Source organism: Falsiroseomonas sp., from assembly GCF_030695085.1.
Classification (GTDB): Bacteria; Pseudomonadota; Alphaproteobacteria; order Acetobacterales; family Acetobacteraceae; genus Falsiroseomonas.
This window is the reverse complement of the sequence record NZ_JAUYTS010000232.1, coordinates 44,813-71,410: the sequence shown is the minus strand read 5'-3', so window position 1 is coordinate 71,410 and position 26,598 is coordinate 44,813. Positions and strand designations below refer to the sequence as shown.

General features: G+C 70.2%; 25 protein-coding genes and 1 tRNA gene. 14 read left to right on the top strand and 12 right to left on the bottom strand.

What is annotated here, in order from left to right:
- Positions 1-35 precede the first annotated feature (35 nt).
- From tig to Q8S40_RS24385, 4 genes are all read right to left on the bottom strand, one after another.
- On the bottom strand, positions 36-1,382 hold the full coding sequence (gene tig, locus Q8S40_RS24400) for a trigger factor (RefSeq protein WP_305672485.1): 1,347 nt from the start codon (positions 1,380-1,382) through the stop codon (positions 36-38).
- 141 nt (positions 1,383-1,523) lie between these two features.
- Positions 1,524-1,604: transfer RNA gene (locus tag Q8S40_RS24395), tRNA-Leu, on the bottom strand.
- A 47-nt stretch (positions 1,605-1,651) separates the two neighbouring features.
- Positions 1,652-2,701, bottom strand: a complete 1,050-nt coding sequence (locus tag Q8S40_RS24390) for a class I SAM-dependent methyltransferase (RefSeq protein ID WP_305672484.1) — start codon at positions 2,699-2,701, stop codon at positions 1,652-1,654.
- Entirely contained in the window at positions 2,698-4,983 is a 2,286-nt protein-coding gene (locus tag Q8S40_RS24385; protein WP_305672495.1) for a 1-deoxy-D-xylulose-5-phosphate synthase N-terminal domain-containing protein, read from the bottom strand. Before Q8S40_RS24385 ends, Q8S40_RS24390 begins: the two co-directional genes overlap by 4 nt.
- Positions 4,984-5,332: 349 nt before the next feature.
- On the opposite strand from Q8S40_RS24385, the gene Q8S40_RS24380 reads away from it, so the two are divergent.
- From Q8S40_RS24380 to Q8S40_RS24370, 3 genes are read left to right on the top strand one after another with little or no spacing between them, the layout of a single operon-like run.
- The gene (locus tag Q8S40_RS24380) at positions 5,333-6,847 is read left to right on the top strand and encodes a CHASE3 domain-containing protein (RefSeq protein WP_305672483.1); all 1,515 of its coding nucleotides are present in this window, start codon (positions 5,333-5,335) and stop codon (positions 6,845-6,847) included.
- Positions 6,844-7,281 (top strand): response regulator, encoded by a 438-nt coding sequence (locus Q8S40_RS24375; RefSeq protein WP_304815927.1) that lies wholly within the window; start codon positions 6,844-6,846, stop codon positions 7,279-7,281. Before Q8S40_RS24380 ends, Q8S40_RS24375 begins: the two co-directional genes overlap by 4 nt.
- Positions 7,278-8,324: a sensor histidine kinase gene (locus Q8S40_RS24370; protein WP_305672482.1), complete on the top strand. Its 1,047-nt coding sequence runs from the start codon at positions 7,278-7,280 to the stop codon at positions 8,322-8,324. Before Q8S40_RS24375 ends, Q8S40_RS24370 begins: the two co-directional genes overlap by 4 nt.
- A gap of 21 nt (positions 8,325-8,345) precedes the next feature.
- Here the strand turns inward: Q8S40_RS24370 and Q8S40_RS24365 are convergent, their stop codons facing one another.
- The 4 genes from Q8S40_RS24365 to Q8S40_RS24350 form a co-directional block, all read right to left on the bottom strand.
- Positions 8,346-11,549 carry a chemotaxis protein CheB gene (locus Q8S40_RS24365; protein WP_305672481.1) on the bottom strand — a complete coding sequence of 1,068 codons (3,204 nt, stop codon included), beginning with the start codon at positions 11,547-11,549 and terminating at the stop codon, positions 8,346-8,348.
- A 157-nt stretch (positions 11,550-11,706) separates the two neighbouring features.
- Complete coding sequence (locus Q8S40_RS24360; RefSeq protein WP_305672480.1) at positions 11,707-12,882, bottom strand: MFS transporter; 1,176 nt, start codon at positions 12,880-12,882, stop codon at positions 11,707-11,709.
- Positions 12,883-12,978: 96 nt separating this feature from the next.
- The gene (locus Q8S40_RS24355; protein WP_305672479.1) at positions 12,979-14,418 is read right to left on the bottom strand and encodes a malonyl-CoA decarboxylase; all 1,440 of its coding nucleotides are present in this window, start codon (positions 14,416-14,418) and stop codon (positions 12,979-12,981) included.
- A gap of 21 nt (positions 14,419-14,439) precedes the next feature.
- The gene (locus Q8S40_RS24350) at positions 14,440-15,894 is read right to left on the bottom strand and encodes an NAD(P)H-hydrate dehydratase (protein ID WP_305672478.1); all 1,455 of its coding nucleotides are present in this window, start codon (positions 15,892-15,894) and stop codon (positions 14,440-14,442) included.
- Positions 15,895-16,001: 107 nt separating this feature from the next.
- On the opposite strand from Q8S40_RS24350, the gene Q8S40_RS24345 reads away from it, so the two are divergent.
- From Q8S40_RS24345 to Q8S40_RS24325, 5 genes are all read left to right on the top strand, one after another.
- Positions 16,002-16,358 carry a hypothetical protein gene (locus tag Q8S40_RS24345; protein WP_305672477.1) on the top strand — a complete coding sequence of 119 codons (357 nt, stop codon included), beginning with the start codon at positions 16,002-16,004 and terminating at the stop codon, positions 16,356-16,358.
- A gap of 51 nt (positions 16,359-16,409) precedes the next feature.
- Positions 16,410-17,042, top strand: coding sequence for a ParA family protein (locus Q8S40_RS24340; protein ID WP_304815942.1), 633 nt, complete (start codon positions 16,410-16,412; stop codon positions 17,040-17,042).
- A gap of 119 nt (positions 17,043-17,161) precedes the next feature.
- Positions 17,162-17,593 (top strand): GNAT family N-acetyltransferase, encoded by a 432-nt coding sequence (locus Q8S40_RS24335; protein ID WP_305672476.1) that lies wholly within the window; start codon positions 17,162-17,164, stop codon positions 17,591-17,593.
- Between the two features lie 10 nt (positions 17,594-17,603).
- Positions 17,604-18,908, top strand: coding sequence for a M48 family metallopeptidase (locus Q8S40_RS24330; protein ID WP_305672475.1), 1,305 nt, complete (start codon positions 17,604-17,606; stop codon positions 18,906-18,908).
- Between the two features lie 69 nt (positions 18,909-18,977).
- Positions 18,978-19,130, top strand: a complete 153-nt coding sequence (locus Q8S40_RS24325; RefSeq protein ID WP_304815946.1) for a hypothetical protein — start codon at positions 18,978-18,980, stop codon at positions 19,128-19,130.
- On the opposite strand, the gene Q8S40_RS24320 is transcribed toward Q8S40_RS24325, so the two are convergent.
- Both Q8S40_RS24320 and Q8S40_RS24315 read right to left on the bottom strand, forming a co-directional pair.
- Positions 19,099-19,599 (bottom strand): MaoC family dehydratase, encoded by a 501-nt coding sequence (locus Q8S40_RS24320; RefSeq protein ID WP_304815947.1) that lies wholly within the window; start codon positions 19,597-19,599, stop codon positions 19,099-19,101. The genes Q8S40_RS24325 and Q8S40_RS24320 overlap by 32 nt on opposite strands.
- Entirely contained in the window at positions 19,596-20,513 is a 918-nt protein-coding gene (locus tag Q8S40_RS24315; RefSeq protein WP_305672474.1) for a DMT family transporter, read from the bottom strand. Before Q8S40_RS24315 ends, Q8S40_RS24320 begins: the two co-directional genes overlap by 4 nt.
- A 37-nt stretch (positions 20,514-20,550) precedes the next feature.
- Here Q8S40_RS24315 and Q8S40_RS24310 point away from each other — a divergent pair, with 37 nt between their 5' ends.
- The 4 genes from Q8S40_RS24310 to metC are packed head-to-tail and all read left to right on the top strand — an operon-like array spanning position 20,551 to position 23,997.
- Entirely contained in the window at positions 20,551-21,216 is a 666-nt protein-coding gene (locus tag Q8S40_RS24310) for an NUDIX domain-containing protein (protein WP_304815950.1), read from the top strand.
- On the top strand, positions 21,216-21,932 hold the full coding sequence (locus Q8S40_RS24305; protein ID WP_305672473.1) for an alanyl-tRNA editing protein: 717 nt from the start codon (positions 21,216-21,218) through the stop codon (positions 21,930-21,932). The genes Q8S40_RS24310 and Q8S40_RS24305 overlap by 1 nt, the downstream gene beginning before the upstream one ends.
- A 17-nt stretch (positions 21,933-21,949) precedes the next feature.
- Positions 21,950-22,795, top strand: a complete 846-nt coding sequence (locus tag Q8S40_RS24300; protein ID WP_305672472.1) for a sulfurtransferase — start codon at positions 21,950-21,952, stop codon at positions 22,793-22,795.
- Positions 22,795-23,997 carry a cystathionine beta-lyase gene (gene metC, locus Q8S40_RS24295; protein ID WP_305672471.1) on the top strand — a complete coding sequence of 401 codons (1,203 nt, stop codon included), beginning with the start codon at positions 22,795-22,797 and terminating at the stop codon, positions 23,995-23,997. Before Q8S40_RS24300 ends, metC begins: the two co-directional genes overlap by 1 nt.
- A 21-nt stretch (positions 23,998-24,018) precedes the next feature.
- Here the strand turns inward: metC and Q8S40_RS24290 are convergent, their stop codons facing one another.
- Both Q8S40_RS24290 and Q8S40_RS24285 read right to left on the bottom strand, forming a co-directional pair.
- Entirely contained in the window at positions 24,019-24,420 is a 402-nt protein-coding gene (locus Q8S40_RS24290) for a hypothetical protein (RefSeq protein ID WP_305672470.1), read from the bottom strand.
- Positions 24,421-24,498: 78 nt separating this feature from the next.
- The gene (locus Q8S40_RS24285) at positions 24,499-25,014 is read right to left on the bottom strand and encodes a Fur family transcriptional regulator (RefSeq protein WP_304815957.1); all 516 of its coding nucleotides are present in this window, start codon (positions 25,012-25,014) and stop codon (positions 24,499-24,501) included.
- A gap of 53 nt (positions 25,015-25,067) precedes the next feature.
- On the opposite strand from Q8S40_RS24285, the gene hisI reads away from it, so the two are divergent.
- Both hisI and Q8S40_RS24275 read left to right on the top strand, forming a co-directional pair.
- A complete protein-coding gene (gene hisI / locus Q8S40_RS24280) occupies positions 25,068-25,526 on the top strand; it encodes a phosphoribosyl-AMP cyclohydrolase (RefSeq protein ID WP_305672469.1) in 459 nt (152 codons plus the stop codon).
- Entirely contained in the window at positions 25,523-26,563 is a 1,041-nt protein-coding gene (locus tag Q8S40_RS24275) for a GTP-binding protein (protein ID WP_305672468.1), read from the top strand. The genes hisI and Q8S40_RS24275 overlap by 4 nt, the downstream gene beginning before the upstream one ends.
- The last annotated feature ends 35 nt before the right edge of the window (positions 26,564-26,598 follow it).

Below are 26,598 nucleotides of genomic sequence, written 5' to 3'. Positions count from 1 at the left end.
CCGCCCCGCGCAACCCGTGCCTGTCAGCCAGCGGCTCAGGCCGCCGCCGGCTCCTCGGCGGTCAGGGCTTCCGGCGCCACCTGGTGGTCCGTCACCTTGGCCAGCTCCAGCACGAAATCGACCACCTTCTCCTCGAAGATCGGCGCGCGCAGGTTCTCGATGGTCTGCGGGTTCTTGCGGAAATAATCCAGAACCTGCTTCTCCTGCCCCGGATAGCGGGAGGCTTCCTGCCGCATCGCGGCGCTCAGCTCCTCGTTCGTGACCTGGATGTTGTTGGTCCGGCCGATCTCGGACAGCAGCAGGCCGAGGCGGATGCGGCGCTCCGCGATGGCGCGGTAGTCGGCCTTCAGCGTGTCCTCGTCCTTGCCCTGGTCATCGGCATCGAGCTTGCCGGCCTTCAGGTCCTGCTCCACGCGCTGCCAGATCTGGGCGAATTCGCTCTCCACCATGCCCGGCGGCACTTCAAACACGGCCTTCTCGGCCAGCGCGTCCAGCAGGGCGCGCTTCACCTTCATCCGGGCCAGGCCGTCATATTCGCCCTGCAGGTTCTCGGCCACCTTGGCGCGCAGCGTGGCGATGTCGTCCAGGCCGACGCGCTTGGCGAATTCATCATCCATCACCGGCAGCACCTTCACCTTCAACGCCTTGGCGTTGATGGCGAACACGGCATCCTTGCCGGCCAGCGCGGCGGAGCCGTATTCGGCGGGGAAGGAGACGTTGATCTCCTTCTGCTCACCGGGGGACATGCCCTCGAGCTGCTCGGTGAAGCCGGGGATGAAGCCCTCGCCGGCCACTTCGATCGGGGTATCGGTCGCCGTGCCGCCCGGGAAGGGCTCGGACAGCGTGCCGTCCTCGTTCTTGGTGCGGCCCTCGAAATCGACCACCAGCATCTCGCCCTTGGCGGCCGGGCGCGGCTCGGCCACGTCCTCCAGATTCGCCAGGCGGCCGGCCATAGTGGCCAGGAAGGCGTCGATCTCGGCATCGCCCGGCGTCGCCTTCTGGCGATCCAGCTCGATCGAGGCGAAGTCCGGCATCGGGATCTCGGGCAGCAGCTCGAGGTCGATCTTGTATTCGAGGTCGGCGCCCTCGCTGTAGTTCACCAGCTCGATCTTCGGCTGCATGGCGGGCCGCAGGCCACGATCGGCGATCACCTGGCGGGTCGCGTCATCCACCGACTGCTCCAGCACTTCGCCGGCAACCGCCTGGCCATAGCGCTGCTTGACCACGGCGGTGGGCACCTTGCCGGGGCGGAAGCCGGGCAGGCGGAGGTCCGCGCCCAGTTCCTTCAGGCGCTTGTCGCGCTTTTCGGCGAGGCTGGCCGCCGGGACAACGACCTGGAACGCCCTTTTCAGCCCCTCGGCGGGAAGCTCGGTGACCTGCATTTCGGACCTTCTTTATGCACAGAGGCGCCCATGACGGGCGCAAGACGCTTTGAGGCTCGCCCCGTTACCGCCCAAGGGCGCCGGGGGCAATGGGGAGGGCCCCGAAACCGGGCCATCGGCGCGGCAAGCGGCGGCTCGGAATGCGGGCGGAGGGACTCGAACCCCCATGGCTTGCGCCACTGGTACCTAAAACCAGCGTGTCTACCATTCCACCACGCCCGCGTAGCCCGCGCTTTAGCGTGAAGCGGGCCGACCCGCCAAGCGGCGCCTTACAGCGGCCGGCGCAGCACGAACAGGTTGGACAGCCAGGAGGACGGGTTCTTGCTCACCACATGGCTGTCCTCCCGCACCTCCAGCACCTGCAACCCGGCCTCGGCAGCCAGGGCGAAGACGCTGGATTGCGGCATCACATGCATCTCCATGCCCGGCCTGGCGGTATCCGCCAGGTACTCCGCGGTGCGGAATCGGTAGCCCAGCCAATGCGTCGGCAACTGGAAGATGGCGACGCCGCCCGGCGCCAGCCCGGCGAAAGCCTGGCGCAGCAGCATGGCCATCACCGGCGGCGGGTTGTGCTGCAGCACGATGCGCGAATACCAGAAATCCCACGGTCCTGGCGGCATGGCAGCCGCCAGGCTGCTGCGGTGCCAGGCGAGGTTGGTCATCCCCCGCGCCGCGGCTTCCTGGCGTGCCAGCTCCAGATGCGGGGCAGAGATGTCGCAGCCCGTCACCTGCCGGAACAGCTTCCCGAGCATCAGCGTCACTCGCCCGACGCCGCAACCAAACTCCACACAGCGTGGCAGCGCGGCCGGGGCGATGCGCTGGCGCGCCAGCAGCGCCTCGATCAATGCGACATCGTCGCGGCCGGAGCCATAGAAGGCGTTCTTCGTTTCCTCGATTCGTTCCGGCAGGAAGCGCTCATTGGTCAGCACCGACCAGTGCGGCGCCTCCGCGCCGATGCTCTCCCAGTAATGGCCGGTGCGCGCCAGCATCACCGCCATCTGTTCCGGGTCCGCCGTCACCTCCGCCTCCAGCGGGCCGGCCGTCAGCGGCAGCAGTGGCGGCGGCGGCGGCGCGCCGCTGGCGAGGAATTCGGCCGAGCGGGCGAAACGGCGGCTCAGCATCTCGAAGCTCGGCGAGGCGGCGAGATGGCGCTCCATCACGCCGTCATTCTCCGGCTCGCGGTTGAGGAACAGGCGGTAGGCGGCGCGGACATCGTCCAGCCCTGGTGCTGGCAGGCTCCGCTTCCTGGGGCGCAGGCTGGCGGCCGCCGGCTCTGGCGAGGGCGGGGCCCCGGCCTTGGCGTCGGGCAGGCCGCTCACTGGCCGAGAACCGCCGCGGCGCAGGCATCCAGTATGGCGGAGGCATCCAGCCCGTAGGCGGCATAGAGGTCCGGCAGGTCACCGGCCTGGCCGAAGCGATCGACGCCCAATGGCACCACACGCTGCCCACGCACCGCGCCGAGCCAGGCATGGGCGGCCGGATGGCCATCCAGGATGGTGACCAGCGCGGCGTCCCGATCCAGTGGCGCCAGCAAATGTTCAATGGCGGAGACCTCGCTGGCCCTGCCCTGGCGCAGCCCGCGCCGGCTTTCCAGCCAGCCGGCCTGCAGCCGGTCCGGGCTGGTCACGGCGAGCAGCCCGGCATCGGGCACATCCTCCCGCACCGCCTCGAAGGCCTCCCGCACCTCCGGCGCGATCGGGCCCTGATAGGCGATGGCGAGCTTCGTCCCCGGCCCCGGCGGCACCACCCAATAGCCGCCGGCTATCACGCCGGCCGGGTCCAGCTTGCGCTCCGGCTGCGCCAGGGCCCGGGTGGACAGGCGCAGCCAGACCGAACTGCCATCCGGCTTCTGCATATGGTCGAAGGCGAAGCGCATCAGGATCGCCAGCTCATCCGCATAAGCGGGTTCGTAGGCCACCAGCCGGTCCTGCGCGATGCCGATCAGCGGCGTGTTCACCGACTGGTGCTGGCCGCCTTCCGGGGCGAGGGTCAGGCCGGACGGCGTTGATACCAAAAGGAACCGCGCATCCTGGTAGCAGCCGTAGATCAGCGCATCGAGCCCGCGATTGACGAAGGGGTCATACACCGTGCCAACCGGCAGCAGCCGCGCCCCATACAGGGAATGGGACAGGCCGAGCGCGCCGAGCAGCAGGAACAGGTTCTGCTCGGCGATGCCGAGCTCGATGTGCTGCCCCTCTGGCCCCATGCCCCAGCGCTGCGCGGAGGCCAGCTTGGCGTCCCGGAACACGTCGTTCTTCAGATGCCGGTCGAAGATGCCGCGCCGGTTCACCCAGGGGCCGAGATTGGTCGAGACGGTGACATCCGGGCTGGTGGTGACGATCCGCTCGGCCAGTGCCGCATTGGCCCCCTGCCCGCGGCCGATCTCGGCCAGGATCTCGCCGAAGGCGCCCTGGGTGGACATCATCCGGCCGGGCGGGATGCGGGGTGCCGGCAGGGTGGTGGGCACCGGGATGGTGGGCGCCTGCAACTGGCGCCCCTCCGGCGCCAGGGGCTGGGCGAAGGAGATGCCGGCCAGGAAGGCCTCCAGCTCGGGCGTCGGCACGTCCAGCCCCTCGAAGCGGTCCCATTCATGGCCGTCGCGGATACCCATGGCGTCGCGGAACGTCGCCATCTGCTCCTTGGTCATCAGCCCGGCGTGGTTGTCCTTGTGCCCGGCGAAGGGCAGGCCCATGCCCTTGATGGTGTAGGCGATGAAGCAGGTCGGCTGGTCGCCCTCCGCCGCCGCGGCCCGGAACGCCTCGGTCAGCGTCTCGATGTCGTGGCCACCGAGATTGGTCATCAGCGCGGCCAGCTCGTCATCGTCCAGCGGGTCGATGATGGCGCGCACGCCGTCCACCCGGCCGAGTTCGGCCAGGATGGCGCGGCGGAAGGCGGCGCCGCCCTGGAAGGTGAGTGCGGCGTACAGGCTGTTGGGGCAGTCATCGATCCAGCGGCGCAGCGCCTCCCCCTCATCCCGCGCGAAGGCGGCTTCCAGGCGGCGGCCGTATTTCAGGGTGACGACGTTCCACCCCATGTCGCGGAACAGGCCCTCGATGCGGCCGAACAGCCGGTCCGGCACCACGCTGTCCAGGCTCTGGCGGTTGTAGTCCACCACCCACCAGACATTGCGGACATCATGCTTCCAGCCTTCCAGCAGGGCTTCGTAGATATTGCCCTCATCGAGTTCGGCATCGCCGACGATCGCCACATGCCGGCCGGCCGGAATCTCCGGCCGCCCCAGCCCGTGCAGGCGCACATAATCCTGCACCAGGCTGCCGAAACTGGTCAGCGCCACGCCGAGGCCGACGGAGCCGGTGGAGAAATCCACCTCCGCCCCGTCCTTCACGCGCGAGGGATAGGGCTGGATGCCGCCGAACTGCCGCAGCGTGGACAGCTTCTCCCGCTCCTGCCGGCCGAGCAGGTAGTTGATGGCGTGAAACACCGGCCCGGCATGCGGCTTCACCGCGACGCGATCCTGCGGCCGCAGGATCTCGAAATACAGCGCCGCCAGGATCGAGACGGAGGACGCGCAGGAAGCCTGGTGGCCGCCGACCTTCAACCCATCGCGGTTCGGGCGGATGTGGTTGGCGTGATGGATCATCCAGGCGGAAAGCCACAGCAGCTTGCGTTCCAGCGCATGCAGCAGCCGCAGCCGATCGGCATCGGTGCGCGCCAATTCGGCCGGTTGCGGCTGGGGTGCCGGGCGGGTCGGGCGTTCGGCGGTCATCTGCGCCTCCTGGACATTTACCGGCAGGATAGGACGTGGCGGCCGCGACGCGAAGGCGGTCCGGCATACCGATCGGGCGACCGCCGCCGGGCCAGGCGCAACACGAAAAGGTGAAAGACGGGAACAGAACGGTCGTCCGCGCGCTCTTGTGCCGCAAGCCGCCCCCGGCGATGGGGCGATGCGGTCGCTTGGCCGCCCGTCGCACTGAAACCGAAACGGATCCATGACCTGGACGCAGGCAGCCTTCGGCCGCATCACCCTCGGCCTTACGGCGCTTGGGTTTGTCATTCTCCTCGCGCTCGGCGTGGGTCTCGTCTGGCTGGTCCAGGAAACCCGCAGCTACGCCAACGCCGTCGTCGCCACGCAGCAGATCCGCGTCTCGAACGCGGAGGTCATGGCCTCGCTGCAGGATGCGGTGACCGGCCAGCGTGGCTACCTGCTGACGCGCGAACCTGCCTATCTCGCGCCCTATCGTTCCGCGCAGGCCCAGTTGCCGCAGGAGCTTGAAAGGCTGGCCGCACAAGTGGCGGCCGATGGCGGCTTGATCGAGGCCCAGCCCCAACTTCGTGCCGCCGTCGAGACGAAGCTGGCCGAGCTGGAACAGGGCATCGCCCTTGTCGAGGCCGGCGACATCCAGGCGGCGATCGCGCTCGTCCGTGGCGGGCGCGGCAAGCTGCTGATGGACCAGGTGCGGGCCCAGATCGACGGTGTGGAACAACGCACCAGCGCCCGGCAGCAGCAACGCAGCGCATCACTGGAAAGGTCCGGGCAGTTGCTGCTGTCCGGCGCGCTTCTTGGCCTGCTGGTGATCGCGCTGGTCAGCTTCGGCACGCTGCGCGCGGCCCGCAGCTACACGCGCGACCTGGAGGCGGCACAGGCCGCGCTGCAACACGCCAATGCGGGCCTGGAACAGCGGGTTGCCACGCGCACCGGTTCGCTGATGGCGGCGAATGAGGAAATCCAGCGCTTCGCCTACATCGTCTCCCACGATCTGCGCGCGCCGCTGGTCAATGTCATGGGCTTCACGCAGGAGCTGGAGACCGCGATCGTCGCCGTGCGCGGCCTGATGGAACGCGCCGAGGCCGAGGCCCCCGCCCTGGTGACGCAGGAGGTGCGCGATGCGGTGGGCGAGGACATCCCGGAGGCAATTGGCTTCATCCGCTCCTCGACCAACCGCATGGACCGGCTGATCGGCGCCATCCTCGCGCTGTCGCGTGAAGGCCGCCGGCGGCTGACGGCGGAGCCGGTGGCGGTGCAGGCGCTGCTGGAGGGGCTGTCGAACAGCCTGCACCACCAGCTGGATGCGGCTGGCGCGGAGCTGCGGCTGCAGGCGCCCTTCCCCACCCTGCGGACGGACCGGCTGGCGCTGGAACAGATCCTCGGCAATCTGCTGGACAATGCCGTGAAATACCTCGACCCCGCCCGCCCCGGCCGCATCCTGGTGCGCGCCCGGCGCGAGGCCGGGCTGCATGCGGTGGATGTGGTGGATAATGGCCGCGGCATCGCCCAGCGCGACCATAGCCGCGTGTTCGAACTGTTCCGCCGGTCCGGCCCGCAGGACAAGCCCGGAGAGGGCATCGGCCTCGCCCATGTCCGCGCCCTGGCCCGCCGCATGGGCGGCGATATCCGCCTGGCGTCCCGGCTCGGCGAAGGTTCCGTCTTCACCCTGCTGCTGCCGGATGTGCTGCCCGCGCCCGACACCGACACGGCCAACACACTGGAGGACCAGCCCGCATGAACGTCTCCGCCCAAGCCGTCAGTATCGTCATGATCGAGGATGATGAGGGGCATGCCCGTCTCATCGAGAAGAACCTGAAGCGCGCCGGCGTCTACAACGACGTGCTGCATCTCGCCTCCGGCACCGCGGCGGTGGAGCATCTGTTCGGGCCGCAGCGCCAGGCCGGTGCGCCGGTGCTGGTGCTGCTCGATCTCAACCTGCCGGATATGAGCGGCATCGATATTCTCGCGCGTCTCAAGGCGGATGCCGAATTGCGCCTCGCACCCGTGATCGTGCTGACGACAACGGATGACGACCGGGAGATCAGGCGCTGCTATGAACTCGGTTGCAGCGTCTACATCACCAAGCCGGTGAATTACGAAACCTTCGCCCAGGCGGTCCGCCAGCTCGGACTGTTCCTTGCCGTGATCCAGGTGCCGCCAACAGCCCCATGACCCAGCCGGCCCTCCGCATCCTCTACATCGACGACGACCAGGCGCTGTGCCGCCTGGTCCAGCGCGCGCTTGGCCGCTTCGGGCATCAGGTCGTCACAGCCCATGATGGCGACCAGGGCGTGGCCCGCGCGCGGGAGGAGAATTTCGCCGCGATCTGCCTGGACCACTACATGCCCGGCGCGGATGGGCTGGAGACGCTGGCCGCCCTGCACGCACTGCCTGATCCGGCCCCTGTCATCTTCGTCACCGGCGCGGATGAAACGCGCGTCGCCGTGGCGGCGCTGCGCGCGGGGGCCGAGGATTTCGTGGTGAAGACCCCAGGCGAGAGCTTCCTGCTGCTGCTGCATCGCGCCATCGAGGGTGCGGTGGACCGTGCCACGATGCGCCGCCAGCAGGCGGAGACGGAAGCCAAGGTACGCTCCGCGCTGGACCGGGCTGAGGAACTGGCCGCCAGCCGCGCCCTGCTGTTGCAGGAGGTGAACCACCGCGTCGCCAACAGCCTGCAGATCATCGCCAGCCTGACCCGGCTGCAGGAAGGCGCGGTCAGCGACCCGGCGGCGCGGGCCGCGCTGGCGGCGGTACGCCACCGCATCGCCGCCGTCGCGCAGGTGCACCGGCGGCTCTACACCTCCGCCGATGTGCGCTCCGTCGCGCTGAACGACTATCTGGGCGGGCTGCTGGAGGAGATTGGCCGCAGCGTGGAGACGGCGTGCATCGCCTTCACCGGCGCACCGCTGGAAGTTCCGCCGGACCGTGCCGTTTCGCTGGGCGTCATCCTGTCCGAACTGGTGACCAATGCGCTGAAATACGCCTATCCCGGCATGCCGCAGGGCGGGCCGATCCGGGTGACGCTGGCGCTTGAGGGAACGGACGGCGTGTTGCGGGTGGAGGATGACGGCATTGGCGGGGCCGGCGCCGCCCTGCCCGCCGGCACCGGCCTCGGCGGGCGCATCGTGCAGGCGATGGCGGCCACGATCGGTGGGCTGGTGGAATTCGCCAGCGGGCCGGGGTCCCGCATCACGGTGCGCTTCGCCCTGGCCTGAACCGCGGAGGCGCTTCGCGGATCAGTGTGTCTGGCTGTTGGCCGGCGGGCTCTCGGTTGAGGCTTCGGCTGGTGCCACGGCGGCGGCAATGTTCGAAAAAGGCGGCTGCGGCACCGGCAAGCCGCGCAGCGGCAGGTCGAGCCTGACCGTGCGATCCTCCGCCACCTGCTGCAAAGCCATGGTGCCGCCGAGGTCGTGCTTCAGCAGCCGACGCACCAGTTCCGTGCCGAAACCGCGACGCTGAGGGCCCTCCACCGGCGGCGGTCCACCCTGTTCCAGCCAGGTGATGTGCAGCCGCGCCGCCGCATCCTTCCCCTGTACGGACCAATCGATCCGCAGCCGGCCATTCGGGACCGAAAGCGCCCCGTGCTTGGTGGCGTTGGTCGCCAGTTCATGCAGCACCATGCCGAGGCCCAGCGCCACCTTCGGCCGCAACGGCACGGCGGCACCGCCAAAGGCGATACGGCCTGGCCGGTCCGTCAGTGGCGCCAGTTCCTTGGCGACCAGGGCCTCCAGGTCGACTGAGGTCCAGCCCTGTTCGCCGATCAGTTCATGCGCCTGGGCCAGCGCCTTGATGCGGCCTGCGAAGGCGGCCGAGAAGTCCTCCAGCGACCCGGCATGGCGCAGGGTGCTGGTGGCAACCGCCTGCACCACCTGAAGCATGTTGCGGACACGGTGGTTGAGCTCATCCACCAGCGTTCTGAGGATCTCGCCCTCCACCACCTTGGTGACGTCGAAGAAGGTCAGCACCACGCCATCCACCTCACCCTCCGCGGTGCGATAGGGCAGCAGGCGCATCAGGTAATGCACTTGGCCGTCACGCGCGGTGACGCGGCGTTCCACCGCCTCGCGCTCCTCCAGCACGCGGCGCACTTCCCGCCGCAGGTCCACATGGTCGAGTTGCCCGGCGAAATCCGTCACCGGGCGGCCGCGATCGCTGGCGACAAGGTTGAAGATGCTGGTCACCGCCGGGGTGAAGCTGCGGATCACCAGGTGTCGGTCGAGGAACAGGGTGGCGATCTGCGTGCTGTCGAACAGGTTGCGCAGATCGGCGTTCACCCGGTCCAGCTCGTTGATCTTGGACGAAAGCTCCTGATTGGCCGCGCGCAGCTCCTCATTGACCGATTGCAGTTCCTCCTTCGAGGTTTCCAACTCCTCGTTGGTGGATTGCAACTCCTCATTGACCGAGACCAGCTCCTCATTCGCCGAGGTGAGTTCTTCCGTGGCGGTCTCATATTCCTCGCTGGTCGTCAGCAGCTTCTCCCGCGTGTCGCGCAGTTCGCGCTCCAGCAGATGCACATGGCCCTGCCCGGCCGCATCCAGCGGCGTGGCGGGCGGCGCGGCGCTGGGCAGGTCGGCGAAGACCACCAGGAATTGCTGCTCCGCGACGTCTCGCCCGCCCATCGGCGTGATGGTCAGGGCGACGTTGGTGCGGCGATCGCCCTCCTCGATCTCGACGGTCGGGCGCACCACCGTTTCCTGCGTCTCCAGCACCTCCCGCATTGCGGCGCGCAGCGCGAAGCGCAGGCCCGGGCGCGCCATGGCAATCAGCTGGCGGGTCGGCCGGCCAATGGCGGGTTCCAGATAGCGGCCGAGATGAGCCGATTGATGCAGCACGTCGCCATCGCGGTTCACCACCACATGGGCCGGCGCGAAACGGTCCAGCACCAGCGCCTCGACCGATTGCCGCAACTCCACCCGGCGCGGCGGCAGCGGCGGGCGCAGCAAGGCGCGGGATGGCCAGATGCGGTTGGTGCTCAGCGGGTTTTCCAGCAGTCGCGCCGCCGGGCCCTCCACGACGACATCGTCCCGTCGCCGGTAGATGCGGTGCGTCTTATCCTCCGGAATGAACAGTTCCGCATGGCGCAGGATGGTCTCGGCGATGCCGAGGAACAGGAAGCCGCCCGGCCGCAGTGCGTAGTGGAACAGCGGGATCACCTGGTCCTGCAAGCCCGCGCCCATATAGATCAGCAGGTTGCGGCAGGAGACGAGATCGATGCGGGAAAACGGCGGGTCGTTGATCAGGCTGTGCGGTGAGAAGACAACGAGGTCGCGCAGCGGCTTGGCCACCGCGTAGCTCGCCGCATCCAGGGAGAAATACCGCGCCAGACGTTCCGGCGACATGCCGGCCAGCAGCGCGCCTGGGTAGCGGCCACGCCGCGCCACGGCGAGTGCTGCCTCATCGATATCCGTGGCGAAGATCTGCGCTCGCGCGCCACCGGGATGCGCCTCCATCTGCTCCCGCAGCAGGATGGCCAGGGAATAGGCTTCCTCCCCCGTGGCGCAGCCAGGGACCCAGATGCGCACCACCTCCTCCGGCCCGCGGCCCTCGAACAGCCGGGGAATGACGCGTTCGCCGAGGGCGGCGAAGGCATCCGCATCGCGGAAGAAGCTGGTGACGCCGATCAGCAGGTCATCGAACAGCGCCCGCGCTTCCTCGGCATCCGCCCGCAGCCGGGCGATATAGGCCTCGATGCCCCGCAGCCGCAGAACATTGATGCGGCGCTGCACGCGGCGGAAGAAGGTGCGGTCCTTGTAGCCGGAGAAATCATGCCCGACGACGGCCTGCAGGATCCCGGCGATGGCCGCATGCGCCGCGGCGGTGGCTTCGCTGCCCAGTCTTTCGAAGGCCGGTTCGGCAAAGGTCACCGACAGCTCGGCCAGCCTTGCGGCGATCTGCTCGGATGGCACCACCAGATCCACCACATCGGCGGCGATGGCGCTGTGCGGCATGTCGCCGAATTGCGGGGTGGTGCCGTTGCTGCCCTGCGCCATGGTCAGGCCGCCGGCGGCCTTGATGGCCTTGAGCCCCAGCGTGCCGTCGCTGCCACTGCCGGACAGCACGATGCCGATGGCGCAATCCTGCTGGTCTTCCGCCAGGGAGGCCAGGAAGACGTCGATCGGGTGGCGTTCGCGGCTGCCGCTGGGCTGCGGGCGCAGCACGATGCGGCCAGAACGGATGGTGATGATGGCGCTCTGCTGCAGGACATAGGCATGGCCGGGCATCACCTGCTGGCCGTCCTCGGCCACCAGGATCTGCAGCGCGATGCAATCCTTCAGGATTTGCGGCAGCGAACTGAGATGACCGCGCGCCAGATGCGTCACCACGACGAAGGCCATCGACAGCGGCGGCCGCAGGGCGCGGAACAATTGTCGCAGCGCCTCCACCCCTCCGGCCGAGGCGCCGATGCCAACGATGGGGAACCGCGCCACGGGGTTTGTCATATTGTCCTTACGCTTCGGCGGGACGGGGCGGCATGATGGCGGAGGGGCAAGCGAAGCCGCCACCGCTGGCTCTGGAATGCAGGGCCGCTGCGCACGTTCGATAGCAGCATCGACCCCGATTGTCGCCCTGCATCCGTCTCCACCACGGAGGGTGACCTCACGTTTTTGAGATTTGTGCACGCCACCAGCGCCGCGTCAGCACCAGCGCGGCCAACCCCTCCAGGCCAATCACGATGGTCGCGCGCGGCGCGCCGAGCCAATGGGCCATCACGCCCAGATGCAGGAAGCCAACCAGTCCCAGCCCGATGCAGGCCGACAGCACACCGAGCGCACGGGACCGCAGCTCGGGCGGTGCGGTGGTGTAGACCAGCGTTGCCTGCATCGCCGCGAAGGCGGCGTTGCCCACCCCCACCAGCAGCAGCGCCAGCGCCGCCGGCACCACCGAGGTGGTGGTGGCGAAGACCACGAACATGCCGCAATACAGCGCGGTGCCGCCGACATAGATGGCGCGATACCAGGCCGGCCGCACCAGCGGCACCAGCAGCGCGGCACCCAGCAGGGCGCCCAGCCCGTCCATCCCCGCCAGCAGGCCCACGCCATCCGCGCCAAGCCGCAGCTGGTCCTGCCCGATCACCGGGATCATGGAGGAAACCGGCCAGGCGAAGAGGTTGAAGATCAGCGTGACGATCATCACCCCCGCCATGCCAGGAATCCGCAGCACCAGGCCGAAGCTCTCGCGCATGTCCCGCATGACGCCACCGGGCCGCGGCGCCAGCGTGCTGCGATGCGTGAGGCACAGCGCCGCCAGCACCGCCAGCGCATACAGCGCCACGCACAGCAGGAAGGCCGGCCCCAGCCCGGCGGCGGCCAGGATGGTGCCGCCCAGTGCCGGCCCGGCGATGCGGCTGGCATTGTTCGCCACGACATCCAGCGAGACGGCGCGCGCCATGCGGCTGGCGCCCACCACCTCCCCCAGCATCATGCGCCGCACCGGGTTGTCCGCGGCCCAGACCATGCCGCCGATGAAGCTGGCAACGCCCAGCTGCCACACGGCCAGGCTGCCGCCCAGCGCCAGAAGGGCCAGCACCGCCGCCACCAGGCCCTGCACCACCAGCATCAGGATCAGCGCGGAACGCCGCTGCACCCGGTCCGCCGCCACGCCGAGGAAGGCGCCGAACAACCCCATCGGCAGCAGCCGCAACAGCGTCATCATGGCGACCAGGAAGGCGGATTGCGTCTGCTGCCAGACCACCACGCCGATCACCAGCATCTCGAGCCAGCGCGCGACCGAGACCAGCAGCCCGACAAGCAGGATGCGCCGGAAATCAGGCACGCCCAGAATGTTCAAACCGCTTGTCCCCGCCCCCGCCCTGCCGCGATCCTTGCAGGCGAAGGCGGGCGGCTCAAGCCGGGTTCAGCCGCGCCGGGCTCAGACGAAACCCTTGGCGAGCTTGCGCACGGCTGGCGATGCGGCGCGCTTGCCTTCCCCGGCATAGGCCTCGTGGTAATCCTCGATCTTGGCGGGGTCGTAGCGGTAATTGACCATCAGCCCGCAGGATTCCCGGAAACCCTTTTCCGAAATGTCACCGCGCCAGTTCAGTCGCTCGACGCGGGCGCCGTTGGACAGATGGAAATGCGCCACCGGGTCACGCGCCCTTTTGCCGTCGCGGCCGGATTCCGCCAGCAGATAGCGGGCGCAGGCGCGCAGCAGGATCGGCTCCAGCGATTTGGAGGTGGCCTCCACCCGCGCCCAGCCGCGCCGCGCGATCAGCCGGCGCAGCGTCTGCGGCGCGGTTTCCTCCACCACCCTCGCCGGCTCCGCATCCGGCGCGGCGATGGCGAGGTCGGGTGGCGCCGCGGCGCGCAGCGTGGCGGCCTCATCCTCCGTCAGCAGCGAGATATCATCCGCATCGAGCTTCGCCTCCAGCCAGCTGCGAAAGCCTGGGATCGGCGACAGGGTGGCGAAGCATTCCAGCTTGCCGAATTCGGCGCCGAGCAGATCCACCACCCGCTTGATCAGGAAGTTGCCGAAGGAGATTCCATCCAGCCCGCGCTGGCAGTTGTTGATGGAATAGAACACGGCGGTATCGGCCTGCCGCGCATCCAGCAGCGGCGCCTTTTCATCCAGCAGGCCCTGCACATTGGCCGCCATGCCCTGCACCAGCGCCACCTCGACGAAGATCAGCGGCTCATCCGGCATGCGCGGGTGGAAGAAGGCGTAGCAGCGGCGGTCGGAATCGAGGCGGTTCTTCAGGTCGCGCCAGGTGCGGATGCGGTGCACCGCCTCATACCCCACCAGCTTCTCCAGCAATTCGGCCGGGGAGGTCCAGTCGATGCGGCGCAGTTCGAGGAAACCCACATCGAACCAGCTGGCCAGCAGGCCGCGGAGGTCAGCCTCCAGCGCCTGCAGCATGGCATCGCCCTTCATCCGTGCCAGCAGGTCCGCGCGCAGCTCCACCAGGAACTTCACGCCATCCGGCAGGGTGGTGAACTGCGTCAGCAGCCGCAGCCGCGGCGGCTCCAGCACCCGGCGCAGGCGGGCCTTGGCGGTGGCGCGGGCTTCCGCATCCGCGGCCGCGGCCACCGCTTCCCACGCCTTGGCGACGGCGCCATGGTCGGAATCGAAGCCGGCGAGCGCGCGCAGGAATTCGCCGCGCGCGGCATGGTCGCCGGCCAGGTAGCTCTGCGCCAGCCGCGCGGCACGCGACCGGGCGGAAACCTCGCCGCCCCGCGCATCCAGGCAGCCCCGCATCTGCGCCGCGATGCCCTCCTCCCCCGCCGGGGCGGAGGAGGCGATGTCGCGCCAGAGCGAGGTCACGCGCCGCAGCGCTCGGTCGATCAGTCCGGGCGAAACGGCCACATCGGACATCACGGTTCCTTTCTGCATGTTTCAGGAAGCATGCCCGATGGCTTTGGGAAGGTCGAGCGCCATCGCGGTCATCGTTGCCGCGATGTGGTCCTGGAGGTCCTCGGCCAAAAGGCCGGGGCCGGCACGCGATGCGGCTCCACCATGGATGTGACAGGCGCAGGCGGCAGCCTCGAAGCGGGGCATCCCCTGGGCGAGCAGGCCGGCGATGATCCCGGCCAGCACGTCGCCGGTGCCACCGGTGGCCAGCCAGGGCGGCGCATTGGTGTTGATGGCGACGCGGCCATCGGGCGCGGCCACCAGGCTGTCCGCGCCCTTCAGCAGCACCACGGCGCCGGTGGCGCGGGATGCGGCGCGCACCGCGGCCAGCCGGTCCGGCCCCGGCGGCCCGAAGATGGCGGTGAACTCGCCGAGATGCGGGGTCAGCACGGCGCAGCCGGCCAGCGCGGCGGGGTCGCCGGTCGCGGCCCGCAGCGCGCCGGCATCGGCCACCACCTGCCGCCCGGCCGCCACCGCCTGGTGCACCAGGGCGCGGGTCCCGGCATCCGGCGGCAAGCCGGGGCCAATCACCCACACGCCGATCCGCCCATCCTGGCGCAGCGCCTCCGCCCCCTCGGTCGAGACCATCACCCCGGGATCACCGGCGCGCAGCACGGCGGCGGTGGCCGCATCCGGCGCCAGCATCGTCAGCAGCCCGGCCCCGCTGCGGCGGGCGGCGGCGGCGGCAAGGCGGGCGGCGCCGGTCATGCCGGCCCCCGCGACCACGGCGACATGGCCGCGGCTGTATTTGTGGCTGGAGGCCTCGGGCCGTGGCAGGCGCCACAGCGCCGGGCCGTTGCGGAAGGCGCGCGGTGCGATGCCCGCCAGCACGGAGGCGGGCAGGCCGATATCGGCCAGCACCACCTCGCCGCACAGGTCCCGGCCGGGATACAGCAGGTGGCCGGGCTTGAGGCGGAAGAAGGTCACGGTCAGCGCCGCCCGTGGCGCGAAGCCGCGCAGCTGCCCGGTGCCGCCATCGAGGCCGGAGGGCACATCCACCGCCACCAGCGGCCCGCCCGCCGCACCCAGCACCTGCGCCACCTGATCCTCCACCGGCCGCGACAGGCCGGCGCCGAAGACCGCATCCACCACCAGCCCGGCGCGTGCCGCCTCCGCCGCCGCGAAGGGCCGCACCGGCCCATGCCAGCGTGCCGCCATGGCGGCGGCATCGGTGCCCGGGTTGGGGGGTGCGAGGGCGGCGACGGCCACCGGCCAGCCCGCCTGGTCCAGCAGCCGGGCGGCGACATAGCCATCGCCGCCATTATTGCCCGGCCCGGCGAGCACCAGGCAGCGCACCGGACGGAAGCGGCGCAGCACCGCCCGCGCCACGGCCCGCCCGGCCGCCTGCATCAGCACCAGGCCCGGCGTGCCGGCGGCGATGGCGGCGGCATCGGCGCAGGCCATCTCGGCGGGGGTCAGCAATTCATGCGGCAGGTCCATGCGCCAGCCTACCGCGTCCGCCGCGCCGCGGCCCAGGGCACGGCAACCAAGAGCTGGGGGGGAGAAGTTCCAGGGAACCGAAGGCCTCGGCGGGGCGCTTACCCAGCATGACCCAGTCCCCTCGCCCCCTCCGGCTTGCCGCCCTGCTGATCGCGCCGCTGCTGTTCGCCGGCCACGCCATCGCGCAGCAGCCCGCCACCAGTTCGCAGCCGCCGCCGACCACGCTGCCTGGCGCCACGCCGCCCGCGGCCGACCGCCCACTGCCCGCCTCCCCGCCCCCCGGCGTCGGCACGCCGCGCAGCCATCCGCCGAGCACCACCCCGCCCGAGGGCCGGACCATCCTGCCCGCCCCCCCGGTGCCCGGCGCGACGCAGCCGCAGCGTAGCGAAGGCGTACGGCCGGGCGACAGCCCGGTTCCGGCGCGGCCCGGCGCCAGGCCGGACGCATCCACAACCGGGCGCTGACGCCGGTTTCTTGCTAGGCTTGGCGGATCAACAGGTCGTGGAGTCGCCAGCATGGCCTTCGTCATCGCCGTCGCACAGCGCAAGGGTGGCGCCGGGAAGTCCACCCTCAGCGCCAACCTGGCCACCGCCTTCGCGGGACAGGGGCTGAAGGTCGCGTTGCTGGATGCGGACCCGCAGCAGACGCTCACCCGCTGGGGCGCGGAACGCGCCAAGGCCGGGCCGCGCGCCCTGCCGCTGCATATGGAAGCCCCCGCCGGCTGGCGCCTGCCGGCTGCGCTCGGCAAGCTGGGCGGGCAGGATGTGGTGCTGCTGGATACGCCGCCGCACGCCGATACGGACGCCAAGATCGCCATCCGCAACGCGGACCTGGTGCTGGTGCCGCTGCAGCCTTCATCCGCCGATCTCTGGGCCATGGATGCGACGCTGGAGCTGGCGCTCGGTGAGAAACGCCCGGCCGCCATCGCGCTGAACCGGGCGCCGGCCAGCGGCAAGCTGCTGGCGCAGGTGCTGGCGGAGCTGGGCCAGCGCGACCTGACCCTGCTCGGCCCGACCATCGGCAACCGCACCGGCATCGCCCAGGCCTTCGCCGCCGGCCTCGGGGTGACGGAGGCCTCGCCGAAATCCCTCGCCGCGAACGAGATGCGGGCGCTTGCCGCCGCCCTGCTGGCGCTGCGCCGCGGCTGACCCCGGCAGGGCCCGGGGCTTTTCAGCCGCCGCGCAATGTGGCCACTTGCCGCACCGCAACAGGCGGACACCGCAGGAGACGACGAGGCATGGCGGAACGGGATGAGGCGCCGAGGGGCATGAGCCCGGATGCCGGGATCGAGATTTCCGAGGACACCTTCCCCGAACTGGACGCCGTCGCCGCCATCCAGCGCGGCCTGCACGCCTTCAACCAGGAAATGGGCGGCCCCTATGACCGCGAACCGGTCACGCTGCTGGCCCGCGCGCCGGATGGCACCGCCCGTGGCGGCCTGCTCGGCCTGACCTTCTGGGGCTGGCTGTTCATCGACTGGCTCTGGCTGTCGCGCGACCTGCGCGGCATGGGCGTGGGGTCGGAGCTGCTGCAGCGGGCGGAGGCGATCGCGCGGGAACGCGGCTGCGGGCAGGTCTATACCGATACCTTCAGCTTCCAGGCGCCGGATTTCTGGCTGCGCAACGGCTATACCGAGTTCGGCCGGCTGGAGGGCATGCCCGCCGGCCATGCACGGGTCTGGTTCAAGAAGACCCTCTGACCCGCCCGCCGTGAAGCCCGACCTGATCCTGCATATCGGCCTTTCGAAGACCGCCACCTCCTCCATCCAGCGGGTGCTCGGCGGGCAACGGGCGGCGCTGGCGAAGCTTGGGGTCTGCTATCCGGTGAGCCCCGGCTGGGCGAATCACGGGATGCTGCCGGCCTCCCTCGTGCCGCTGTCGCGGCTCGGGCATTTCAACCCGGCGCTGTGGGATGGCATCGGGGCGGAGGCGCGGCTGGCGCAGTTCCGGCGCGACTTCGCGGCCGAGATGGCGGCGCTGCCGGCGACGACCCGGCTGGTGATCCTCTCGGCCGAACAATGCGGCGGGCTGCTGACGACGCGGGAGGAGATCACCCGGCTGCGCGACCTGCTGGCGCCCTTCGCCGCGCGGATCCGGGTGGCGGTGTATCTGCGCCGGCAGGACCAGCACGCCGCCAGCGGCTACACCCAGGCTCTGCGGGTGGCCGGCATCAACCCGCCCGCGCTGCCGAAGCTGGGGCCGGACCGGCTGCCACATTACGACTATGCGCGGATGCTGGAGGATTGGGCGGCGGTCTTCGGCGATGACGCCATGCTGGTCCGCATCTTCGAGCGTTCCAGCCTGGCGCGGGGCGACGCGGTGGATGATTTCCTGGCGCTGTGCGAGGTGCCGCTCGCCGTGCCGGCCGATCACCCCGACCGGCAGAGCAACCTGTCCCTCACCCCCGCCGCGATCGACCTGGTGCGGACCCTGGGCGAGCGGCTGAAGGCGCGGCCGGAGGGGCTGAGCGCGTCATCCCTGTTGTGGCGCCGCTTCACCGCCTCGGTGTCGGAGGCGCTGCCCGGCCGGGGCTGGCAGCCGCATCCGGCCGAGGCGGCCGCGTTCCTGGCGCGCTTCGAACAGGTGAATGAGGCGGTGCGCCGCCGCTGGTTCCCCGACCGGCCCAGCCTGTTCGCCCCGCTCGATGCGGCCAGCGCCGGCCCGCCGCCCGCGGGCCCGCCGCCGATCGACCGCGATGCCGCGCTGGAGGCGGCCTGCCTGCTGCTGGAACACCAGCTGAACGCGGCGGCGCAGCGAGAGGCCGACCAGCATGTGCAGGTCGGGCGGCTGCATGAGCGGCTGGGCGAACACGCCCCGGCCCGCAACGCCTTCCGCGCCGCGGTCCGCGCCGTGCCGGAGCATCCGCTGGCGCAGCAGCATCTGGCGGAGACGGCGCTGCGGGACGGCAACCGCGTGGCGGCGGAGGCGCATCTGGCGGTGCTGCGCCGCGCCCATCCGGGCCATGCCGCGACACAGCGCGTCGAAAAGCTGCTGCTGGCGAAATCCACCGAATGAGGGCGGAACGGAGCTGAACCGCCAAATCGGCGCGCGCGTTCAGGGCGGGTGGAGAGAGGAGAAACCCGCATGAGCCAGTACCAGAGCGATCGCTATCAGGACGACCGACGCGACGGCCGCGACGTCGAGCATCTCCGCCACCCCTACATCTTCCCCGCTGTCGCCGGTGCCGCGGTGGTGGCGGTGCTGATCATGGCGGTGATGGAAGGCATGCTGCGCTGACGCGCCTGCGCAGCAGGTAACGGTGCCGGCCCTCCAGCACCTGCACGCCATGCTGGTTGTGCACGGTGCTGCGAAGGCCGACCACGCCGGTGCTGCGGTTCGGCGTCAGCTCATCCACCTCGAGGCACGGATACAGCGTGTCGCCGAGCACAACCGGATGCAGGAAGCGGCTGGATTGTTCGAGGAAGGCCTTCAACGACTCCTCGACCAGATGCGGAAAGATGCCCGCACCCGCCGCGGTCTGGATCGCCACCTGGTAGCCATGCGCCAGCATGTCCGGCAGGCCGCGGGCCCGGCAGTATTCGCGGTCATAGTGGATCGGGTGATTGTCGCCGCTGGCCGCCTGGAAGGCGGAGAAGATGGCGCTCGTCATGGTGCGGCTGGGCAGCGGGAAACGCTCGCCGAGGCGGAAATCCTCGAACCAGCGCTGTTCGGCCAGCATGCGGTGCCGGGCGGGGTCGAAGGTCATTTGCGCTGCGCCTCCGCCGCCCGCACCACTTCCCGCCACCAGATGAACAGGCCAGCGCCGACCAGCACGGCAAAGCCGATGAGCTCGAACACGTCGGGCCATTCGGACCAGATCAGGATGCCGGCGAACATGGTCCAGATCAGGCCGGAATATTCGAAGGGCGCCAGCAGCGTGGTCTCCCCGCGCCGATAGGCCGCCGTCATCAGCAGCTGCGCCACGGCGGAGACACAGCCGATGCCCGCCAGCAGGAGCCATTCGCGCGGCGAGGGCGTGACCCAGACCGGGATGGTGGCGATCCCCGCCAGCACGGCGGAGGACAGGGCGAACCAGAAGACGATGGAGACGCCAGGCTCCCCGGCCTCTCCCATGCGGCGGATGCTCATCATCGCCATGGCCCAGCCAAAGGCGCCCAGCAGCACCAGGCCTACGCTGAACACCGGCAGCGCGGCGCCGCCGAAGCCGGGGCGGACCATGATCAGCACGCCGGCAAAGCCCACCACCACCGCGGACCAGCGCCGCCAGCCGACCTTCTCCCCCAGCAGCACCACGGACAGCGCCGTCAGGAACAGCGGCATGGTGAAGCCGAGCGCGGTGGCGGTGGCCAATGGCAGGTGCACGAAGCCGTGGAAGGCACCGACCATGCCGCACATGCCCCACAGCGTACGCTCCGCATGGCGCCAGGGCAGCCGGGTCCGCAGCAGATGGAAGCCGCCCGCCTGCACCACCATCAGCATCAGCAGCGGCAGGGCGAAGGCGTTGCGGAACAGGATGATCTGCGGCAGCGGCACCCCCGGCCCCAGCGACTTCACCAGCGCGGCCGAAACCACGAAGGACGCCGAGGCGGCCAGCACCAGCAGGATGCCGCGGCGCCGCGCCGCGCTGACCGTGAGGGGAATCGGAAGGGTGGGGGACATGGACGTTCCTGGCGCCCGAGCGTAGGTTCCGCCGGGCATGAGCGCCAGCCCACCCCCGCCCGCATCGCCGCCGCCCCGCCACCCCAAGGCCCCACCGATCCCGCCCTGGCCGGGGCTGGAGGTGCTGGAGGATGAGGTGGTCTGGGGCCACCGCTTCGCCCTGCAACGCGTGCGCTTCCGCTACGCGCGCTTCGACGGCACGCCCTCGGGCATCCTGACCTGGGAGTTGTGGCGCCGCGGCCAGGGCGTGGTGATGCTGCCCTATGATCCCGTCACCGACCGCGTCGCGCTGATCGAGCAGTTCCGCCTGCCGGCACTCGCGGCCGGCCTGCCGCCCGTGATGACCGAATGCCCCGCCGGGCTGCTCGAGGCGGGGGAGGATCCGGTGGTGGCCGGCAAGCGCGAACTGACCGAGGAAACCGGCCTGGTGGCCGGCGCCACGGACCGCATCGGCGCCTTCCTGCTGATGCAGGGGGGCTGCGACGAGGTGGTGCATTTCCACTGCGCCTGCGTGGACCTGTCCGATACCGGCGCCACCACGCATGGCCTGGACAATGAGAATGAGGAAACCCGCGTGCTGGTGCTGCCTGCGGAGGATGCCTTCCGCATGGTGGCGGAGAACCGCATCCAGAACGCCCCCGGCGCGCTCGCGCTGCTCTGGCTGCAGGTGAACCGCGCGCGGCTGCGTGAGGAATGGAAATGATGACCGAGACCCTGTTCACCGAGGATGCCTATCTGCGGGAGGCGACGGCGCGCGTGATCGCGGCCGATGAGCGTGGCGTGGTGCTGGACCGCACCAACCTCTACGCCCGCAGCGGCGGCCAGCCCGGCGATGCCGGGACGTTGCATTGGGAGGGTGGGGAGGCCGCGGTCGCCGAAGCCATCAAGGGCGAAGCCGGCGCCATCCTGCACACCCTGGCCCCGGGCAGCGCCTTGCCGCCCGTGGGGGCGGAGGTGACGCTAGGCCTCGACTGGACCCGGCGGCACCGGCACATGCGGATGCACACCACTCTGCATCTGCTGTGCAGCGTGCTGCCCGGCATCTACGCCACCGGCAACCAGATCGGCGCGGAGAAGTCCCGCCTCGACTTCGACCTGCCGGACCCGCCCGCCAAGGAATGGTTCACCGAACGCCTGGCGGAGCTGGTCGCCGCCGACCACCCGATCTCCACCACCTGGATCACCGAGGCGGAGCTGGACGCCAGCCCGCAGATGGTCCGCACCCTGTCCGTGCAGCCACCGCGCGGCGCCGGACGGATCCGCCTGGTCCGTATCGGCGCGGAAGCCGCGCCGGTGGACCTGCAACCCTGCGGCGGCACGCATGTGGCCAGCACCGGGGAGATCGGGCGGGTCGAGGTGCTGAAGCTGGAAAGCAAGGGCCGGCAGAACCGGCGCATCCACATCGTATTGCCGGAGTGAGACAGGGAGTGACACACATGGATCTGCTGGTTTCCACCGAATGGCTGGCGGCCGAGCTCGGCAAGCCGGACCTCGTGGTGCTGGACTGCACCACCTACCTGCCGACCGAACAGGGCAATGCGCCGGATGGCTTCCGCAAGGCGCATATCCCGGGCGCGCGGCTGTTCAATATCGACCAGATCGCCGACCCGGACAGCGCCCTGCCGCACATGGTTCCGACCCCGGCGCGGTTCGAGAAGCTGGTCGGTGCGCTCGGCATCTCCAACACCACGCGGGTGGTGTTCTACGACCAGCACGGGCTGCGCGCCTCGCCGCGCGGCTGGTGGATGATGCGGCTGTTCGGGCATGAGAATGCCGCGGTGCTGGATGGCGGCCTGCCGAAATGGCAGCGCGAGGGCCGGCCGGTGGAATCCGGCGACGCCCCCCCTGCCCCGGCCGCGACCTTCGTGGCGGATCTCATCGCCCGGCGGCTCGCCGGCATCGGCGACATCAAGCGCATCGTCCGCCAGGGCGGTGGCGAGGCGCTGATCCTCGATGCACGGTCCAGGGCGCGCTTCGACGGCTCGGCGGCCGAACCCCGGCCAGGCCTGCCCTCCGGCCACATGCCCGGCGCGCAATCCCTGCCGGCGGCCGACCTCGTCGGGCCGGATGGCGTGATGAAGGATGTGGCGACGCTAAAGGCGATGTTCGCGGAACGCGGCGCGGATGACACGCGCCCGATCGTCACCTCCTGCGGCACCGGCGTCACCGCCTGTGTGCTGGCACTGGGAGCGATACATGCCGGGCTGCCCGAACCCGCCGTCTATGACGGTTCCTGGACCGAATGGGCGAGCCGCCCGGAAACCCCGAAGGAGGCAAGCTGATGCCTGACGACGCCAACCCCGGCAGCCGCGCGAAGCACGGCTTCGCCACACGCATGTCGCATGCCGCACGGCCGCCGATCCGCGCGCTGGGCTTCGTCAACCCGCCCGTCTATCGCGGCTCCACCGTCACCGCGCCGTCCTGCGAGGCGCGGCGCGACAATGCGAAGCACCGCTACAACCGGGTGATGACCTACGGCACCCAGGGCGGCCCGACGCATTACGCGCTGGAAGACGTGGTGGCGGAGATCGAGGGCGGCACGCACTGCACCATCACCGGCACCGGCCTGGCTGCCGTCGCCGTGCCGCTGCTCGCCTGGCTGAAGGCGGGCGATCGCTGCCTGATGCCTGACAGCGTCTATGGCCCCGGGCGCAACCTGGCGGAAAACGTCATGCCCGGCTGGGGCATCGAGACGCAGTTCTACGACCCCTGCATCGATGCCGCGGGGCTGGAGGCGCTGTGGACGCCGAACACCAAGGTCCTTTACCTGGAAAGCCCCGGCAGCCACACCTTCGAGGTGCAGGACGTGCCGGCGCTGACCGCGGTGGCCCGGCGCCACGGCGCCGTCAGCATGATCGACAACACCTGGGGCATCCACAGCTTCCAGCCCTTCGCGCATGGCTGCGACGTGTCGATCCAGGCGCTGACCAAATATGTCGGCGGTCATTCCGACATCCTGCTCGGCAGCATCACCGTGGCGTCGGAAGCGCATCACCACATCGTCCGCAATGCGGCCTCCGCGATGGGGCATTATGCCAGCCCGGATGATTGCTGGCTGGCGCTGCGCGGCGTGCGGACCATGCCGATCCGGCTGCAGCGGCAGACCGAAAGCTCGCTGGAAGTCGCCGCCTGGCTGGCACAGCGGCCGGAGGTGGCGGAGGTGCGCCACCCGGCGCTGCCCGGCGCACCCGGACATGAGCTGTGGAAGCGGGATTTCGATGGCGGCTGTTCGCTGTTCGGCATCGTTTTCCAGCCGCGCTACACGGAGGCCGACATCTTCCGCTTCGTCGATGGGCTGAAGCTGTTCGGCATCGGCGCGAGCTGGGGTGGGTATGAGTGCTTGGCACTGCCCACCAACGGCATGCTGGTGCGCCGCGTCACCCCCGAATTGCCGGGCCAGGCGGTGCGGCTGCATATCGGGCTGGAGGAGGTGGCGGACATCATCGCCGACCTCGACCAGGCGCTGGCGCTGCTGCCGCAATAAACGGCGCGCACCGGGCGCCCTTCAGGGTGCCCGGAAGGCCAGGATGGCGGTGATATAGCCCTCGAAGCCCGCCATGCCGGCCGGTGTCATCGCATAGAACTGGGTCTTGCCCAGCCGGCGCACCGGGGCAACCATGCTGGCCGCGAGCAGACGCTTCAGCACCAGCCGCACCGTCGGCCCGCTATAGCCGCAGGCCGACCCGATCTGATCCACCGAGAGCGCCGGCTCCGGCTGCGCCAGCGCCTTTTCGTAGAACAGCATCACCACGTCGAAGGCGATGCGGCTGTTGTGCACGCCGACCTGCGCATCGATGGCCCGCAGGTCACGCAGCAGGCGAAGCGCCGCCATGCGGACTTCGCCAAGGTCGCGACCATCCTGCGAGACATGCCCGTGACGGGCCGGTGTCTGGAGAGAACGTTCCATGCTCCGCGAGAGTGAGCATTCATTAGTCCCGGAAGGCGAGAATTGATGCTGCCGGATGACGCGCAGTTGATGGCGGCGTCAGTCCCTTGCACCGGCACAGCGCGCGCACATTCCCTCCACCTCCACCGTGGTCCGGCGTGGCACGAAGCCTTGTCGCGCGGCCGCGGCGGCCACGGCGGCGGCGGTGTCGGGGTCGCAGATCTCGGCGGTGGCCCCGCATTCGCCGCAGATCAGGAACTGGTGCGGATGATCCTCGCCATGCGCGTGGCCATGGCCGGTCTCGTCGCAGCCGATGAAGGCGTTCAGCCGCTCCACCTTGTGGATCAGACCCTGGGCCAGAAGGAAGTCCAGCGCCCGGTACACGGTGGGCGGCGCGGCACCGCGCCGCGCGCCGCGCAACTGGTCGAGCAGGGCATAGGCGCCGATCGGCTGCCGGGCCTGAAGCACCAGGCGCAGCACCTGCCGGCGCAGTTCCGTCAGCTGCGCGCCGCGATGCAGGCAGGATGAAGCGGCCCGGTTGAGCGCGGCCTCCAGCGCCGCCTCCGCGGCTGCGTCCTGGGCCGGGGCCGGGGCCACCATCGCATCAGTTCGCATGCTTTCCGCCATCTCTGTCCCCTGCGCCGCTTTGCATCATATAAGGGGGCAGCATGACCGACACACCCTCCCCCCCAGCCTATACCCCTCCCTCAGCCGTCGCGCGGGAAAGTCTTCTGGATGCGGTGCGCTTCGATGCCGCCGGCCTGGTCGCCTGCATCGCCCAGCAGCATGACAGCGGGGAGGTGCTGATGATGGCCTGGATGAACCGGGAGGCGGTGGCCGAGACGCTGCGGACCGGCCGCGTCTGCTACTACAGCCGCTCCCGCAAGGGGCTGTGGCGCAAGGGCGAGACCTCGGGCCAGTTGCAGCATCTGGTGGAGCTGCGCGTCGATTGCGATGGCGATACGCTGCTGGCCCTGGTGCACCAGTTGGGGGTCGCCTGCCACACGGGCCGGCGCAACTGCTTCTTCCGCGCCATCAGGGACGACGCGCTGGCCACCATCGCGGAGCCGCTGATGGACCCGGCCGCCCTGTATGGCGCGGCCCATCAGGGGCACAGCCACGGATGAGCGGCCCTATCCCTGTCACCATCCTCACGGGCTTCCTCGGCGCCGGCAAGACGACGCTGCTCAACGCGCTGCTGAAGCAGCCCGAGATGGCCAATACCGCCGTGCTGATCAACGAATTCGGCGAGATCGGCCTGGACCACCTGCTGGTGGAGCGCCTGGACGGCGACACGGTGCTGCTGAACGCCGGCTGCCTGTGCTGCACCATCCGCGGCGACCTGCTGACCGCCCTCGATGGCGTGTGGGACCGCATGCTGGCCGGCCAGGCGGTGGCGCGGGTGGTGGTGGAGACCACCGGCCTCGCCGACCCCGCCCCCATCCTGCACACGCTGATGGCCGACCCGCGGCTCGCCCGCCGCTTCGTGCTGGATGGCGTGGTGACCCTGGTGGATGCCGCGACCGGCATGGCGACGCTGGACAGCCAGCCGGAGGCGCTGCGCCAGGCCGCGGTGGCGGACCGCATCGTGCTGACCAAGACGGATCTGGTGCCCCCGGCCCAGGTGGCGGCGCTGCAGGACAGGCTGGCGGCGCTGAACCCGATCGCGCCGATCCTGCCCGCCATCGCCGGCGATGTCCCGGCGTCGCGGCTGCTGGATGCCGGGCCCTACGATACCTCGGCCAAGACGCCGGCGGTTGCCACCTGGATCGGCGCCGCCGCACCGCATGGTCATCACCACCATCATCACCATGACCGCAACCGGCACGACCCGAAGATCCAGGCGCTGTGCCTGGAATTCGACCAGCCCTTGCCCTGGACCGGCCTCGCCGGCTGGCTGGAGATGCTGGCGATGACCCGCGGCGCCGCCGTGCTGCGCATGAAGGGACTGCTGGACCTGGAGGGGGAGGACCGGCCCGTAGTGATCCACGGCGTGCAGCACCTGTTCCACCCCCCGATCCGCCTGGCCGCCTGGCCGGAAGGGGAGCCGCGCCGGTCCCGCCTGGTCTTCATCCTGCGCGAGCTGGACCCGGAGGTGGTGCGGAGTGGCCTGGATGCCTTCCTGCTCGCGGCACGGGACGACAGCGCGCTCAGCGCCGGCTGAAGCCATCCCACTTACGTTGACTTCAACCCCGCCGC

What these genes read in the sequence shown, in the direction of transcription:
- Q8S40_RS24300 (WP_305672472.1), top strand. Translation starts at nt 21,950, where the DNA reads ATGGATCTGCTGGTTTCCACCGAATGGCTGGCGGCCGAGCTCGGCAAG.
- Q8S40_RS24385 (WP_305672495.1), bottom strand. Translation starts at nt 4,983, where the DNA reads ATGATCCATCACGCCAACCACATCCGCCCGAACCGCGATGGGTTGAAG.
- Q8S40_RS24350 (WP_305672478.1), bottom strand. Translation starts at nt 15,894, where the DNA reads ATGGACCTGCCGCATGAATTGCTGACCCCCGCCGAGATGGCCTGCGCC.
- Q8S40_RS24290 (WP_305672470.1), bottom strand. Translation starts at nt 24,420, where the DNA reads ATGGAACGTTCTCTCCAGACACCGGCCCGTCACGGGCATGTCTCGCAG.
- Q8S40_RS24375 (WP_304815927.1), top strand. Translation starts at nt 6,844, where the DNA reads ATGAACGTCTCCGCCCAAGCCGTCAGTATCGTCATGATCGAGGATGAT.
- tig (WP_305672485.1), bottom strand. Translation starts at nt 1,382, where the DNA reads ATGCAGGTCACCGAGCTTCCCGCCGAGGGGCTGAAAAGGGCGTTCCAG.
- Q8S40_RS24325 (WP_304815946.1), top strand. Translation starts at nt 18,978, where the DNA reads ATGAGCCAGTACCAGAGCGATCGCTATCAGGACGACCGACGCGACGGC.
- Q8S40_RS24345 (WP_305672477.1), top strand. Translation starts at nt 16,002, where the DNA reads ATGACCCAGTCCCCTCGCCCCCTCCGGCTTGCCGCCCTGCTGATCGCG.
- Q8S40_RS24305 (WP_305672473.1), top strand. Translation starts at nt 21,216, where the DNA reads ATGACCGAGACCCTGTTCACCGAGGATGCCTATCTGCGGGAGGCGACG.
- Q8S40_RS24320 (WP_304815947.1), bottom strand. Translation starts at nt 19,599, where the DNA reads ATGACCTTCGACCCCGCCCGGCACCGCATGCTGGCCGAACAGCGCTGG.
- Q8S40_RS24380 (WP_305672483.1), top strand. Translation starts at nt 5,333, where the DNA reads ATGACCTGGACGCAGGCAGCCTTCGGCCGCATCACCCTCGGCCTTACG.
- Q8S40_RS24365 (WP_305672481.1), bottom strand. Translation starts at nt 11,549, where the DNA reads ATGACAAACCCCGTGGCGCGGTTCCCCATCGTTGGCATCGGCGCCTCG.
- hisI (WP_305672469.1), top strand. Translation starts at nt 25,068, where the DNA reads ATGACCGACACACCCTCCCCCCCAGCCTATACCCCTCCCTCAGCCGTC.
- Q8S40_RS24315 (WP_305672474.1), bottom strand. Translation starts at nt 20,513, where the DNA reads ATGTCCCCCACCCTTCCGATTCCCCTCACGGTCAGCGCGGCGCGGCGC.
- Q8S40_RS24275 (WP_305672468.1), top strand. Translation starts at nt 25,523, where the DNA reads ATGAGCGGCCCTATCCCTGTCACCATCCTCACGGGCTTCCTCGGCGCC.
- metC (WP_305672471.1), top strand. Translation starts at nt 22,795, where the DNA reads ATGCCTGACGACGCCAACCCCGGCAGCCGCGCGAAGCACGGCTTCGCC.
- Q8S40_RS24285 (WP_304815957.1), bottom strand. Translation starts at nt 25,014, where the DNA reads ATGCGAACTGATGCGATGGTGGCCCCGGCCCCGGCCCAGGACGCAGCC.
- Q8S40_RS24355 (WP_305672479.1), bottom strand. Translation starts at nt 14,418, where the DNA reads ATGTCCGATGTGGCCGTTTCGCCCGGACTGATCGACCGAGCGCTGCGG.
- Q8S40_RS24370 (WP_305672482.1), top strand. Translation starts at nt 7,278, where the DNA reads ATGACCCAGCCGGCCCTCCGCATCCTCTACATCGACGACGACCAGGCG.
- Q8S40_RS24310 (WP_304815950.1), top strand. Translation starts at nt 20,551, where the DNA reads ATGAGCGCCAGCCCACCCCCGCCCGCATCGCCGCCGCCCCGCCACCCC.
- Q8S40_RS24335 (WP_305672476.1), top strand. Translation starts at nt 17,162, where the DNA reads ATGAGCCCGGATGCCGGGATCGAGATTTCCGAGGACACCTTCCCCGAA.
- Q8S40_RS24340 (WP_304815942.1), top strand. Translation starts at nt 16,410, where the DNA reads ATGGCCTTCGTCATCGCCGTCGCACAGCGCAAGGGTGGCGCCGGGAAG.